The following is a 13,719-nucleotide window of genomic DNA, read 5'->3' as shown; positions in this document are numbered from 1 at the left end:
TACCATGAATACTGGTTGATGAAAACCCGCTACAGGAGAGAGATCATGTTGAAAAAAATATTGGTATTAAATACAGGTGGTACCATTGCCATGTCGGTGGATGACTCTGAAGGAGTAAAACCGATGGATGACCAAGCTGTGAGTAAAATTGTTCCGTTTCTTGAACGCTACGCCGATATCACCATGAAAAACGTCCTGAATCTACCAAGTCCCCACATGACTCCAACCATCATGAATCAATTGCGCCTGCACATTGAAAAAGAGCTCGCTGCAGAGCCTTTCGACGGGATCGTCATCACACATGGCACGGATACTTTGGAGGAAACTGCCTATTTTCTCGATTTGACCCTACCTCACTCTGTCCCTGTTGTGGTTACCGGTGCGATGAGAAGCAGTAATGAGCTTGGAGCAGATGGACCTGTCAATCTGATTTCCTCTGTTCGCACCGCTGCAGATCCTGACAGCCACAACAAAGGGGTTCTCGTCGTTTTTAATGATGAGATTCACGCAGCATGTCATGTCACCAAAACGCACACGAGCAACGTAGCCACCTTTCAGTCCCCTCAATTTGGGCCTATCGGTACGATCGCGAAGAAACAAGTCCACTACCATCATGCACCCTTGATTCGTGAACATTACGCCATTTCTCACGCAGACGCCAAAGTCCCCCTGATCAAAGCAGTTGCCGGCATGGATCCTTCCTGGCTGCAGTTTTTACTGGAGCAGCCGATCGACGGCTTGGTCATCGAAGCTTTCGGACTCGGGAATTTACCACCTGCTATCCTTCCTACCCTAAAGCAGCTCCTGGATAAGGGAGTTCCGATCGTTCTCGTCTCCCGCTGCTACAATGGTCAGGTCCAGGACGTTTACGATTACGAAGGCGGAGGCCGCCAGTTAAAAGAGCTCGGTATCATCTTCTCCAACGGCTTAAACGGACAGAAAGCTCGTTTGAAGCTCATCGTAACGCTGCAGCAGACTCGTCATTTCCAGCAGCTTCAGCATCTTTTTGACCGCTAAAACTGCGAATACAAACTCATAAAGAAAACCCCTCCTGCTTCGTAGCTTGGAGGGGTTTTTGGTTCTGTGTATGTGGAGAACAGTCAGGAGTTTACACCCAACCGCGGAAACGAGAAGCTTCAGCCATTTTGCGAGCGCCCACCATGTAAGCGGACAAACGCATGTCTACACGGCGTGTTTGAGACAAGGAGTAAACATTCTCAAACGAACGCACCATGACTTGCTCCAATTTCGCTTCCACTTCTTCTTCTGTCCAGTAGTAGCCTTGGTTATTTTGTACCCACTCGAAGTAGGATACAGTGACACCGCCAGCGCTAGCCAGTACGTCTGGAACAAGCAGAATGCCACGTTCCGTCAAAATTTTGGTTGCCTCCAATGTCGTTGGACCATTGGCTGCTTCTACCACGATCTGAGCTTTGATATTGTGAGCGTTCGCAGCAGTAATTTGGTTTTCAATCGCTGCAGGCACCAGGATATCGCAATCCAGTTCAAAGAGCTCTTTGTTCGTAATCGTGTTGTTGAACAGCTTTGTAACTGTACCGAAAGAGTCACGGCGATCCAGGAGATAGTCGATATCCAGACCATTTGGATCGTGCAGTGCACCGTAAGCATCGGAGATACCGACTACTTTAGCGCCTGCATCGTGCATGAATTTCGCCAGATAGCTACCAGCATTACCAAAACCTTGGATTACGACGCGAGCACCTTTTACGTCGATGTTGCGGCGTTTTGCTGCTTCGCGAATGCAAATCGTTACACCTTTTGCAGTTGCTGTTTCACGACCGTGCGAACCACCAAGCGCGATCGGTTTTCCCGTAATGAAGCCAGGGGAGTCAAACTCACGAATACGGCTGTACTCATCCATCATCCAAGCCATGATTTGCGAGTTCGTAAATACGTCTGGAGCCGGAATATCTTTTGTCGGGCCAACGAGTTGGCTGATTGCGCGAACATAACCGCGGCTCAATCGTTCCAGTTCGCGGAAAGACATTTCACGCGGGTCACAAATGATACCGCCTTTACCACCACCATATGGCAGATCGACGATACCTGCTTTGAGGCTCATCCAGATGGACAGTGCTTTTACTTCATCCTCTGTAACTTCCGGGTGGAAACGAATGCCCCCCTTGGTTGGACCTACTGCATCGTTGTGCTGTGCACGATAACCAGTAAACACTTTTACTTCGCCGTTATCCATGCGAACCGGAATGCGTACAGTCAAAACGCGTAGCGGCTCCTTCAAGAGTTCAAACATCGATTCTTGGTAACCTAGTTTCTCCAGTGCTTCCTTGATCACCACTTGAGTAGATTGAAGCAAGTTCAAGCTCTCTTGCTTTTGTTCCCCTTGGGTGCTTTCGGTTACCACGTCTTGATTACCCATTACTTACCACCTCAAAAATGTTATCGGTAAACGCAGGTCTTAGTATACATGTTTGTCCCCAGTATGAGAAGGTATAAAAAAACCTTTTTTCCATTTCGTAAGCGTTTTCTCGTGTCGAAAGGCATAATCATGCAAAATATTGCCAATCCGCAAAACCCTTGATATAAGTAGTCTGAATTTGCTGTACAAACAAAAAAACGCGATAGGAATCGTACTTATAGCCTCTCCAACTTGGCAGGTTTCATTACCAATCCTGAGGAATCATGTCATTATAAAAAGAGTAATTCTGGAAGTTTATACATGGTGTATTTTGTTGAATAATTTATTGGGTTGTCATTATTTTTTCCCATTCGGAATAGATATCCCCTCACACGAAGAACAGCTTTTCCCAGTTATAGAAATAACCAACACAGCGACCACGTCGTCATCTACTCACCTACGCACAGCAAAAGCACCTAGCAAGAAACTAGGTGCTTTTTTATCTCCCCAAGCATTTTTCTTACGTAAAATGCCTGCATATTTCTTTTACTGCATCATCTGCCACAACAACCTTCCCGTATTCCTCCAATACGTAGATGGTTGTTGGCGTCGCTTCCCCGTACTCAGAGAGGATCGCAATCAGTTTGTGGTAGCGCTCCTGATCCAATTCCACTTCTTCCAGCACAAGGTGATACTTGCCTTGGTAGAAGTAAGCGGAGCCTCCATTGGTTAAAAGAGCATTTATTCGGTGAGCAGCTTCTACCATGTGCTCAAAATCACGGAAGGCGTAGATGATGAGGTCGCTTTCTTCAAGCGTCACCTCAAGCTCATATACTTCTTCGTCGTCGAAATCCTCTTCTTCTTTCCCGTCTTTTGAGCCGGTTTTGCCACGAGTAACGATCACGACCATACCCTGAGCTGGCAAGGCGAACACTTCAACGGCAACAGGCCCTGACACTTCAAAACCTAGTTCATGATACGCCTGCTCCATCATGTCGTTGAACAGTTCATGTACTTTAGGAATGTCACGCCACATGTCTTCTTTCTCTATCCCGCGCTCTGACAGGTCATCAAACGTTAAAAAGATTCGTATTTTATCTTGACCAAGGCGTTCAACACGCATGACTGTCCCTCCTCGCCATCCAGTCGTACTACAAAATATGATTGTAAGCCTGTAAGAGTTCTCCGCATTTTCCGACGAATACCTGTTGTCATTCATCCCATTTTTCTTCGTTTAGGAAAATCCGAGGTAGTCCTATCATATCACATTTGTCATCTGGAACATAGCCACGCTACACCTTGCGCTTGTCTTCGCACCTTTCAAGTGTGCTGTTGATAGTAGGAGAGTGAGTATCGGACTTTGTTGGCATCTGTCAGTTTTTGCGCTTTCCCAGGAAAAGCAGGTGCTTTTGCGTTGCCTCGTAGATGACGACCCAACCGGCCAAGAGTGCAGTCGGGATCGGCATTTTCACAAATTGAACAGTAAACAAAAAGAGTGAAAAAAAGGACATGAACACATGCATCCATGCGTTTTTCCTATCGACAAATCGAACATTCACCTCACGTGCATTCTTCTCCCCATCTTATTGAGTGCTGCTAGTTCGGGTTCCTGTAAAAAGAAAAAACGCCGACTACCGGCGTTCCGTAAAGCCTTGCTCTCTCAGTCTCTTCTGAATCCAGATGGCGGCCTGTGCGCCGTCCCCCATCGCGATCGCTACCTGCTGGGAATGCTCCACTATATCTCCAACCGCCCACAGATTCGGATGATCCGTCTCTTTCGTTCTCGGGTTCGTAAGCACATGTCCTTTGGGATTCAGCCTCACGGATAGCGGCTTTAAAAGAGCTGTCTGAACCTGTGCGCCCGGAAACGAGAGAAAAGCTCTGGTTACATCCAGATGTTCACCTGTTGCAAGTATGAGCTGCCTCAACCTTCCCTCGTCATGAAGCATTCTTTCCACGGCTGCTTCCAGCAAGGTATACCCTTTTTCTGACAACGTCTTTCTCAGCTCTGGCTGCACGGGTACCTGCTCATGATTAATGATATAAATTTTCGAGGTATAGAAAGTGAGCTCGTCTGCCATCTCGATTGCCTGGGGGACAGCTCCAATCACAGCAGTACGCTGCTCTATGGTCTCATAGCCATCACAGTCTGGACATAGAAAAATGGATGTTCCCAGACACTCCTCGATGCCTGGGATGGCAGGAAATGGGTCCTTTATCCCCGTCGCCATGACCAAGGTCCGGCATTCCAGTGGCTGTACTGCGTTCCTCCTATGTACCAAAAAGCCAGCTTTTCCCTGACTTTCCAATTTAACGACTTCATCAGCAAAGAAGACAGCCCCGTATTTGGCTGCCTGCTTCCTGCCTTGCCTGCGTAAGCTCACTCCGCTAACCCCATCCTCAAAGCCAAGGATATTCCGGTAGGATTTGGCGACAGTTGACCTTCCCCCCGGAGTGTCTATAACCGCTACACGACGCATGCTCCGCGCCAGCTGGATCGCTGTTTGAAGTCCGCCAATCCCACCGCCAACGATAATGGTATCGTACATCAAGCGCTCCCCGCCCATCGTTTGCATTTCTCCATAGCATAACCTAGGTCAGAGAGACTCATTACGGAAGAAGTGGGACGAGGATGACCTTTCCCGCTGTCAATTGGGCTTCGAGTGAGAGACCATTGTAGTTTGCAATTTTAGCCACATAGGAGTTGTTCCCATAATATTTGCGCGAAAGCATGTACAGTGTCTCGCCTTTTTGCACGACATGCTTGATTGCTTTCGGTTTTTGCACAGCTGCAGCTGGTTTGGCTGCCGGACTCGGTTTGGTTTGTGTACTTGCTTTGGCATCTGTCTGCGGCTTGGTGACGCTCTGTGCTTTCCCGGCAACTTCCTGGGTCCCTGTTTGGCCTGCCGGGGATCCATCAGGCTTTGGTCCCTGCACAGCGTCTTGAAGTGCTGGTTGATTAGGTGCAGATGCCACCTCGGTTGTCTTGGCTGTTTGAGGCTGTTCTACTGGTGCTGGTGCAGGGGAATTGGGCTCTGTACTAGCTACCACTGACTGGGTCGGGGAATTTGTCACGGTTGAAACAATAGGACTACCTTCCCCCTCAGACAGGTGACTCACTTTTGCTTGGTATAGTTCAACACCAATCAACCCGAAAAAAAGGGCACCAAACAGATACAGTCCGGACGTAATGAGCTTTTTTAACGAGATGGAACCAGAAGGTCGTTTTGTTCGCGAACGACGAGGAGGCAAGCCAGTTTGTTCCGTACTCACTGTTTCTTCCCCTTTCTCCTATTTAATGTAAATTGAAGATAGTAAGCCAATACCAGATCGATGAGAATATGAGCGATAATCGATGGCCACAAAGTCCCTTCCCGTTCATAGAGCATTCCTAGAAGCAGGCTGGTGACAAACACACTGATAAACAACAGCGGCTTTTTCAGATAACGTACATGGATGAGCGTGAAGATGATACTCGTCCATAAGTTCCCGACCCAGGACTGGACGACGCCACGGAACAGCCATTCCTCACCCACTCCAACGGAAATGCAAACCAGCAGGGTCATGAACGGAGACATGTTTCCAAACACCGTTTCATTCACGTTGCCGTCGTCTTGCCAGCTGCTCGGCAAGTACCGATCCATCGCAACACTTGCCAAAATGATACCGAGAGCAACGAGCAGCGCCAGCGCCAGCCCAGATCCGTCTGGGGCCGTAAACAACCTGAGGGTGCGTTCCCAGCCTAAGAAGAACAAGCTGCTTCCTGCGGCAACTGCCAAAACCAAACCCTGAGTCAGCCAGAGATTTAACCGTAGATTAGCTTCATCTATCTCTTGCCCGCTGTCCTTCACTGGTTTTGTTCCTCCTTTATTTTTTCGGCAAAAGCTTCTCCAAAGCCTGCCGCAAATCCCAAGAGTTTTCATCTTTCTTGTTCGTCGTATTCGTCCGATCGCCTTGATATGCCTGTCTATCAAGCCCGCAGCACGAACAGCAATGAAGAGTAAATGCCACCTGCTCCTCTCCAAAATAACGGTTCAGCTTCTTCCGCAGACAATCATTCACGTCTTCTACATACCTGAGCATTTCGTACAGCTTTTGCTTTTTCAACCGTTTTCGTTTCTCGGTTTCCTGCCAAATGCGCTGTACATGCTCGGCTCCCGAATCAGACGCAGCGGCAACCTCCTGGTCAAGACCTGTCTGCTCTGCGTAAAAAGTGAGCATCTGAACCATCTCTTCAGTCATTTCAGTAGGTCCCCATGCGTCCTTATTTGCTGACGCAGCGGTTTTGAAGGCTTGAAAAAACTGCATCACTTGCAGCTGAGTAGGGTATTCCTTTTCCACCATGTGCTGATGGATCTGCCAATCATCCTCTACATAGAACAAGACGGCATAGCCTGGCTGGCCGTTTCGCCCAATGCGACCGATTTCCTGCGCGTAAGCCTCCATGCTGGAAGGAAGCTGGTAATGGATTACATATTGTATATCGGGTTTGTCGATCCCCATGCCAAATGCATTGGTAGCAACGATCACGTCCAATTCTCCTAAGAGAAACTGCGACTGGATCAGCATCCGCTCCATGCTCTCCATGCCACCGTGATAACCGTGTACTCTTTTTGATCCCTGCAATTGATAAGAGGCAACGAGTACCTCTACTGCATTTCTCGTACTGCAATACACAATACCTGGACCTTTCAGTTCATCCATCAACTGCAGGACTTGCTCACGGCGCTCTCCCTCATCGCTCACCCTTACCAGATCGAGTGCGATATTCTCCCGATTCAAAGGCTGCGACATCACATTCTCTTGGGCAATTTGTAGCAGCTGACTGATTTCTTTCCGCACATCTTCTGTTGCGGTTGCTGTAACTGCCAGCACCGGAGGGTTTCCCAGATGTTTGATCGCATCCGGCAGACGTAAATAGTCCGTCCGAAAATCATGTCCCCATTGGGAAATACAGTGCGCCTCGTCGATTGCAACGAGCGACACCCCTATCCGCTTCAGTACGGACTGGATGTACGGCTGCTGCAGTTTTTCCGGAGAAATATACAAAAGCTTGTACACACCGTTACCGAGCTCGCGCAGGATCTCTCGTGATTCAGCCGGATCCTGCGAACTGTTCACATAGGCTGCTGGAATCCGCCTGCGTGTGCGCAGCTGCTGCACCTGATCAATCATCAGGGAGATTAACGGAGAAACCACCACTGTGATACCGGGTAAAAGCAAAGCTGGGAGCTGGTACGTAACCGACTTTCCTCCCCCTGTAGCAAGAATCGCAAGGACATTTTGCCCGGAAAGCAGTCTCTCGATAATTTCTCTTTGACCTGGTCGAAAGGAAGCATGTCCAAAATGCAGCTGCAATTTCTCTAGCAATATTCTGTTCACGTCCACCTCTCCCCCTGTCTGCGTGCCAAGGCCAGCCGAATCTGCAGGTACGAGACAGCTTCGCCCAAATGATCCTTGATGAGACGAAGTCTGCTCGTTTGCAGCTGTTCGCTGGTCTGGATGATTAAAGCGCTCAGTGTTGGCTCTAAATAGGCAGAGCAGTCCCACTCTGGACAACGCAAAGCAATTTCGGCCAGATGATCCTCCACGGTACTTTTTTTGATTTTGCGCGCATCAGCGATTTGCTCGATACTCATCCCGCGCTGCACCAAGGTATACGTGCGTGCAGCGCTCTCAGTCAAACGCGTGTCCCATTTTTCTGTTTGAACGACGAGATGGGACAACAACGGAAGACGAACAGGGTCTTCTTGTAGCTGCAGGATGGACATAGCTAGCCCATAGCGGAATGGCAATTGTAAATAAAATGCCGATTCCTTTTGCTGCGCGGCTAGCTGTCCCAGCGTTTTCCCGACCTGAGTAGCCCCGGACAATTGTCCAATCAACAGTTTTTGGACATCCTCAGGAAGTGGGCTCCAGAGCGTGTGCAATTCTTCCCCGAGCCGTTTTTGCCATTGCTCGCGAGCGGTATGTGAAGCCAACTGGTTTTTTACCCACTGCTGTATTTTTTTGTCTGAAACGACGGGAAAGAATCCCAAATCTCCTGAGAGAAGTTGGGAAACGGTTTGTACGAGCAAGTGAAGACGCTGCCAAAACAGCTCTATTTTTTCTGCCAATCCTGATTCTGTGAAAGGCTCGTTCCACCGATCCAGTTGAAAAGCAGACTTCCATTGCTCGGCTTGGTCAATCCCTTTTTCCGTGATCGAGAATGATGGTTTGGACGTCGGTGTTACTGCTGGAAGCTGTACAATCAGTTCTTCCTGCAACAAAGTTGAAACAATTTTCTCCCAATCCTCTTTTGAAAAACGCGGAAACATCCGATAATACGGATAAAGGTGGTACAAATGTACGTCTTGCAAAGTCTGATTGGCTTTTCGGCCTCGCAAAATGTAAAAGGCTGCCTGAAGCGTTCGCTCATTGGCAAGAGGAATCATGGCGTTTATGGTCACAGCGCATAAAAAATCCTGTGCCGCAATGCTCCGATTGTTCATTGGTACTCCTTTATGGATCTATCTTTATCACTTATCTGCTGCAATTATCATATGGGGGAGTTTTATGACAAAACGATTGAAAAAATCAGAATTTATGATGGCCTATATGATCATCATAACACTTGCTTGTACGGTTGGTGGATTTTTTTTCGGGGCGCATTATATGAAAACAAAAATCGAGGCGGAGCGTGCTGCTGCCCTTGAAGCTGAACAACAAGAAGCCATGCGTGACCAGCAATTAAAAGCACAAAAGCTCTACAATGAGCAGGATTTTATCCGCTTTTATTATTCGGTGTATGCTCCACTGCTCCATTTCCGTCAAGCGCACTTTGATGAAATGGCCAAATGGAATGCCATGGATAAAAAAGAACAGGCCGAGTCTTTAAAATATTTGACGAAGCAGGCTGAAGAGACACTGAAAGCATTGGAAAAGAACGTGCCGCTCCCGACATCTCCTCTATTGGTACAAGCCCACAGCAATTTTGCGAATAGCGTACGGGCTTATTTGGATAGTATGGAGCAGGTGCGATCCGATCAGAATAGTAATGCCCTAACCCCAGCTGCAATCGCAGCACGCATGCCGCTTTTTCAAAACAGCTGGCTGACGGCTCAAGAAATGCTGTACCGCTCAATTGCCGCATGGGAGTCCGCTTATGTCGTGAAACAGCCTTTGCCTAAATCATTGCCCGCTTCAGTGACCACTGGACAATGGAAGCAATATCCCTTCCATTACCGGACGTACGTTGCTGCTACTGCGATGGCAAAAGACAAGCAATGGAAAAGCTACAGCCCCGAAGACTTGACGGCTCGCATTGACAGTCTCGTTGCGACACAAGATGCCCAGAACCTTGGCATCCAGGATGTGGCAGACGCCATTCGGTTGCTAAACGCCACAGACGCGATTCATCCAGGTGACTTTAAGCAAATGAGTGGAAAGCTCTACTCCCAGCTGAAGGCTCCTGAAATTCCGCTTTACAAGTAGTCGTACATTTTTAGACTGATTCAATCTTGAAATCTTTTGAGCAAGAGCATACAATGGTCTATGATAGTGGACGTACCACTTCGTAATGGGAGGTGAAACGACGATGACAACATGGGTAGATAAAGATACTTGTATTGCATGCGGCGCCTGTGGAGCAACTGCTCCTGACGTCTTTGACTACGATGATGAGGGCTTGGCCTTCAACAAACTGGATGACAATGCAAACAGCGTTGAAATCCCGGATATCCTGCAAGACGACGTTCGCGACGCCGCAGAAGGATGCCCAACTGATTCTATCAAAGTGGAATAGTTCATTCCATCTACATGGATCGAAACCTCTCCGCCTCGTGCGTGAGAGGTTTTTCAGTTTCTTCACACTTGCAAGTGAACGGTTGATCAGCAAATTACCATTTCAACTTCCAGCACTTTTCGATACAATAAAAGCAACGCAAAAACCGAACATTAAATCCGGTATTTCCCATTTTTTGTGAGATGAATATCTTAACGTTCGGATTTTATGTGTTTTTAACCTTCCGAAACTATTGATTAGCCTATTATTTACGAACGTTAAATACATTTTTATTAGCATTGTTCATTTTTTCCGTTTTTTGTGCTTGACGACACCCTTTTTGCCATGATATCGTAAGTACAAATCTTACGAGACACATACTGATAAACAGCGATGACGAAGAAACGCTGTGTCCGGAAACCCTCAGAGAGCCGATGTTTGCTGCGAATCGGTGGTTCCACTCACAGATAAGCACTTCCGAGTTGTTGCGTCGAACAACGGTTGTTTAGTAGACGCGAACGGTTGATCCGTTATCTCTTTAGGTCATGTACCTGCTAAGGCTCTTCTTTGAGAAAAGAAGGGTAAATGAGGGTGGCACCGCGAAGCAAAGCCTCTCGTCCCTCACTGTTCTGTAATAGGAGCAGTGTGAGAATGGGAGGCTTTTTATACTTTCATTCGCTTGTGTTCGCTAACGCGATACAGTGCGAAAGTATAAGAGCATACAGGCTCTGCCATATGGCCTCGCGCCGACAAGTTTATTATCGCAATCATACTTAGGAGGAGAGAAACATGTTTACTGACAAACAGATCTTGAGAATTCCTGGCCCTACCCCTATCCCGCCGCGCGTTCAACAAGCGATGAACCAGCCTATGATGGGACACCGCAGCGGCAAGTTCTCTGCTCTATTCGCAAAAACGGCGGAGCGCCTAAAGCCGTACTTCGGTACACAGCAAGATGTGTACATCATCACAGGAAGCGGAACAAGCGCTCTGGAAATGGGTGTGGTCAACACGCTTGCGCCTGGTGATGAAGCAGCCATTTTGGTCAGCGGAAACTTCGGGGAAAGATTCGCAAAAATCTGCGAGCGCTACGGCGTCATTGCTCACCGTCTTGAAGTTCCTTGGGGCGAAGCCGTAACACCAGAGCTTCTGGATGCTTTCCTAAAAGAAAAGCCGCAAGTCAAAGCCGTTTTTGCTACCTACTGTGAGACTTCTACAGGTGTCCAAAACCCGATCGCTGAGCTTGCAGAGGTCATCCGCAAACAATCCGATGCTCTGTTCATCGTAGACGCAGTTAGCTGCCTGGGTGCTGTTCCTTGCGAAATGGACGCTTGGGGTGTTGACATCGTCGTGACTGGCTCGCAGAAAGCTTTCATGCTCCCGACTGGACTTGCTTTCCTGGCTGCCAGCGAGCGTGCATGGTCTGTCATTGAGCAAAACAAATCCCTTGCTTTCTACCTGGACCTGAAAGCATACCGCAAGAGCTTGAAGGATCAAACGACTCCGTACACACCTGCTGTATCGTTGATCTTTGGTCTCGCTGAAGTACTTGATATCTTGGAAGAAGAAGGCTTGCCAGCCATCGTGAAGCGTCACGAGCTGATGCGTGATATGACGCGCGCTGCCATGCGAGCTTTGAACATCAAGCTGATGGCTGAAGATGCTTACGCGGCTACTACCGTTACTTCCTGCGACCCACAAGGCGCATTTGATGCCGAAGCGATGCGCAAAGCATTGACCAAGCATTACAACATCTCGATTGCGGGTGGACAGCAGCACCTGAAAGGGAAAATCTTCCGCATCGGTCACATGGGCTATTGCGAGCCGCTCGATGTCCTGCAAGTGATCGCTGCTATTGAAATGTCGCTCCACCAAATCGGCGCGCCTGTAGAACTGGGTGCCGGTGTCAAAGCTGCTCAGGAGGTGCTCATCGCACATGTATAAAGTACTGATTACTGACCCACTTAGCGAATTTGGAATTCAACAACTGCTGGACGCGCCTGATGTAGACGTCGTTCGCAAAACAGACCTCTCCCCTACTGATCTACTTGAAGTCATTGGCGATTACGATGCCCTGCTCGTACGCAGCCAAACCCAAGTGACGGCAGAAGTGCTGGCTGCTGGTAAAAAGCTGAAAGCCGTCGGTCGTGCAGGTGTGGGTGTCGACAATATCGATATCAACGCTGCTACACAAGCAGGGATTCCTGTCATCAACGCTCCAGACGGAAATACGATCTCTACGGCAGAGCATTCGTTTGCCATGCTGATGGCTGTTGCCCGCAACATTCCACAAGCTCACAAAAAGCTCGTTGACGGTACATGGGATCGCAAAAGCTTCCAAGGCGTGGAGCTCAACAATAAAGTACTGGGTATTCTCGGTATGGGCCGTATCGGCTCCGAGGTAGCCAAGCGTGCAAAAGCATTCGGTATGACAGTCATGGGCTTCGACCCGTTCCTGACAGAAGAACGCGCACAAAAAATGGGTGTAATCAACGCAACCGTCGACGAGATTTGCCGTGCTGCTGACTTCATCACGGTTCACACCCCACTGACCAAAGAGACACGTCACATCATCAGCTCCCGCGAGTTCGCCAAAATGAAAGACGGCGTTCGTCTCATCAACTGCGCTCGTGGTGGGATCATCGATGAAAAAGCACTGTACGAAGCCATCACGACTGGCAAAGTCGCGGGTGCGGCTCTCGACGTATACGAAGTGGAGCCGCCAGTAGACAATCCATTGGTCGGTCATCCAAAAGTGGTAACCGCTCCTCACCTGGGTGCTTCCACAATCGAAGCGCAAGAAAACGTAGCGGTAGACGTATCAGAAGAAATTCTGAAAGTACTTCGTGGCGAGCCGTTCAAAAATGCGGTGAACCTGCCATCCATCCCTGCTCATGTGATGGAAAAGGTGCAGCCTTACTTCACACTTGGCGAGAAGCTCGGTCATTTCCTCGCACAAGTAACAGTTGGCTCCATCTCGGAAATCGAAATCAAGTACAGCGGTGAATTGACGGATGTAGATACCTCGCCACTGACTCGTACCGTATTGAAAGGTGTGCTCTCTTTCCGACTCGGGGAAGAAGTCAACTTCGTCAATGCCCCTCTGCTTGCCAAAGTTCGCGACATCACGGTTACCGAACAAAAAGCGGCACAAAACAAAGGCTTTACCAACCTCTTGACGGTAGCCCTGAAAACGACTCAGGAAACCCGTACAGTCGCGGGTACTCGCCTGAACGGTTATGGTGCCCGCATCGTGAAAATCGATGACTATGCGATCGACGTGGCTCCAGAAGGCTATCTGCTGTACATCCACCACAATGACCGTCCTGGGGTAATCGGACGCGTTGGTTCGATCCTGGGTGAAAACAACGTCAACATCGCGACCATGCAGGTAGGACGCCGCGACGTTGGTGGAGATGCGATCATGATGCTGTCTGTCGATAAACCGCTGACTGCTGAATTGCTCGATACCATGGGTGAATTGGCGGAAGTAAAAAGCGTTACACAGATCGAGCTGTAAACCATCGCAAAGACTGCAAAGACCTGGTGAAGAACCGGGTCTTTTTCTTTACCCTTTTTT

The 13,719-nt window shown here is 48.7% G+C and carries 13 protein-coding genes and 1 other annotated feature; of the genes, 5 read left to right on the top strand and 8 right to left on the bottom strand.

The genetic code is table 11. The features are described 5' to 3' along the window. Window positions 1-45 precede the first annotated feature (45 nt). Entirely contained in the window at window positions 46-1,017 is a 972-nt protein-coding gene (locus EDM55_RS21615) for an asparaginase (RefSeq protein ID WP_122961367.1), read from the top strand. 91 nt (window positions 1,018-1,108) lie between these two features. Here the strand turns inward: EDM55_RS21615 and EDM55_RS21610 are convergent, their stop codons facing one another. The 8 genes from EDM55_RS21610 to EDM55_RS21580 form a co-directional block, all read right to left on the bottom strand. Further along, complete coding sequence (locus EDM55_RS21610) at window positions 1,109-2,398, bottom strand: Glu/Leu/Phe/Val family dehydrogenase (protein WP_092272055.1); 1,290 nt, start codon at window positions 2,396-2,398, stop codon at window positions 1,109-1,111. A gap of 499 nt (window positions 2,399-2,897) precedes the next feature. Continuing rightward, complete coding sequence (locus EDM55_RS21605) at window positions 2,898-3,500, bottom strand: genetic competence negative regulator (RefSeq protein ID WP_092272051.1); 603 nt, start codon at window positions 3,498-3,500, stop codon at window positions 2,898-2,900. Window positions 3,501-3,750: 250 nt separating this feature from the next. Beyond that, window positions 3,751-3,888: a hypothetical protein gene (locus EDM55_RS30425; RefSeq protein WP_170184362.1), complete on the bottom strand. Its 138-nt coding sequence runs from the start codon at window positions 3,886-3,888 to the stop codon at window positions 3,751-3,753. A 120-nt stretch (window positions 3,889-4,008) separates the two neighbouring features. Next, window positions 4,009-4,944, bottom strand: a complete 936-nt coding sequence (locus tag EDM55_RS21600) for an NAD(P)/FAD-dependent oxidoreductase (protein WP_246070879.1) — start codon at window positions 4,942-4,944, stop codon at window positions 4,009-4,011. A gap of 43 nt (window positions 4,945-4,987) precedes the next feature. After that, the gene (locus EDM55_RS21595) at window positions 4,988-5,650 is read right to left on the bottom strand and encodes a LysM peptidoglycan-binding domain-containing protein (protein ID WP_092272048.1); all 663 of its coding nucleotides are present in this window, start codon (window positions 5,648-5,650) and stop codon (window positions 4,988-4,990) included. Further along, on the bottom strand, window positions 5,647-6,228 hold the full coding sequence (locus tag EDM55_RS21590) for a CPBP family intramembrane glutamic endopeptidase (RefSeq protein WP_122961366.1): 582 nt from the start codon (window positions 6,226-6,228) through the stop codon (window positions 5,647-5,649). The genes EDM55_RS21595 and EDM55_RS21590 overlap by 4 nt, the downstream gene beginning before the upstream one ends. Window positions 6,229-6,244: 16 nt before the next feature. Further along, complete coding sequence (locus tag EDM55_RS21585) at window positions 6,245-7,759, bottom strand: RecQ family ATP-dependent DNA helicase (protein ID WP_092272042.1); 1,515 nt, start codon at window positions 7,757-7,759, stop codon at window positions 6,245-6,247. Beyond that, on the bottom strand, window positions 7,756-8,826 hold the full coding sequence (locus EDM55_RS21580; protein WP_246070880.1) for a YpbB family protein: 1,071 nt from the start codon (window positions 8,824-8,826) through the stop codon (window positions 7,756-7,758). The genes EDM55_RS21585 and EDM55_RS21580 overlap by 4 nt, the downstream gene beginning before the upstream one ends. Here EDM55_RS21580 and EDM55_RS21575 point away from each other — a divergent pair. The 4 genes from EDM55_RS21575 to serA all read left to right on the top strand — a co-directional run bounded on the left by EDM55_RS21575 (window position 8,810) and on the right by serA (window position 13,659). Further along, window positions 8,810-9,850 carry a hypothetical protein gene (locus tag EDM55_RS21575; protein WP_246070881.1) on the top strand — a complete coding sequence of 347 codons (1,041 nt, stop codon included), beginning with the start codon at window positions 8,810-8,812 and terminating at the stop codon, window positions 9,848-9,850. The two genes, EDM55_RS21580 and EDM55_RS21575, sit on opposite strands and share 17 nt — an antisense overlap. 103 nt (window positions 9,851-9,953) lie before the next feature. Then, window positions 9,954-10,160 carry a ferredoxin gene (locus EDM55_RS21570; protein ID WP_031305339.1) on the top strand — a complete coding sequence of 69 codons (207 nt, stop codon included), beginning with the start codon at window positions 9,954-9,956 and terminating at the stop codon, window positions 10,158-10,160. Between the two features lie 363 nt (window positions 10,161-10,523). Continuing rightward, window positions 10,524-10,764, top strand: a binding site (T-box leader). A 164-nt stretch (window positions 10,765-10,928) separates the two neighbouring features. Continuing rightward, a complete protein-coding gene (locus EDM55_RS21565) occupies window positions 10,929-12,083 on the top strand; it encodes a pyridoxal-phosphate-dependent aminotransferase family protein (RefSeq protein ID WP_092272032.1) in 1,155 nt (384 codons plus the stop codon). Continuing rightward, on the top strand, window positions 12,076-13,659 hold the full coding sequence (gene serA, locus EDM55_RS21560; RefSeq protein ID WP_092272030.1) for a phosphoglycerate dehydrogenase: 1,584 nt from the start codon (window positions 12,076-12,078) through the stop codon (window positions 13,657-13,659). Before EDM55_RS21565 ends, serA begins: the two co-directional genes overlap by 8 nt. Window positions 13,660-13,719 lie beyond the last annotated feature (60 nt).

The sequence above is a fragment of the Brevibacillus centrosporus genome, from assembly GCF_003710815.1.
Taxonomy (GTDB): domain Bacteria; phylum Bacillota; class Bacilli; order Brevibacillales; family Brevibacillaceae; genus Brevibacillus; species Brevibacillus centrosporus.
The sequence above is the reverse complement of the archived record's forward strand: the minus strand, read 5'-3'. Positions and strand labels throughout refer to the sequence as shown.

Bases quoted from the DNA above. Each gene is read 5' to 3' on its own strand.
- EDM55_RS21600 (WP_246070879.1), bottom strand. From the start codon at position 4,944: ATGGGCGGGGAGCGCTTGATGTACGATACCATTATCGTTGGCGGTGGG.
- EDM55_RS30425 (WP_170184362.1), bottom strand. From the start codon at position 3,888: ATGTCCTTTTTTTCACTCTTTTTGTTTACTGTTCAATTTGTGAAAATG.
- EDM55_RS21610 (WP_092272055.1), bottom strand. From the start codon at position 2,398: ATGGGTAATCAAGACGTGGTAACCGAAAGCACCCAAGGGGAACAAAAG.
- EDM55_RS21615 (WP_122961367.1), top strand. From the start codon at position 46: ATGTTGAAAAAAATATTGGTATTAAATACAGGTGGTACCATTGCCATG.
- EDM55_RS21575 (WP_246070881.1), top strand. From the start codon at position 8,810: ATGGCGTTTATGGTCACAGCGCATAAAAAATCCTGTGCCGCAATGCTC.
- serA (WP_092272030.1), top strand. From the start codon at position 12,076: ATGTATAAAGTACTGATTACTGACCCACTTAGCGAATTTGGAATTCAA.
- EDM55_RS21570 (WP_031305339.1), top strand. From the start codon at position 9,954: ATGACAACATGGGTAGATAAAGATACTTGTATTGCATGCGGCGCCTGT.
- EDM55_RS21605 (WP_092272051.1), bottom strand. From the start codon at position 3,500: ATGCGTGTTGAACGCCTTGGTCAAGATAAAATACGAATCTTTTTAACG.
- EDM55_RS21565 (WP_092272032.1), top strand. From the start codon at position 10,929: ATGTTTACTGACAAACAGATCTTGAGAATTCCTGGCCCTACCCCTATC.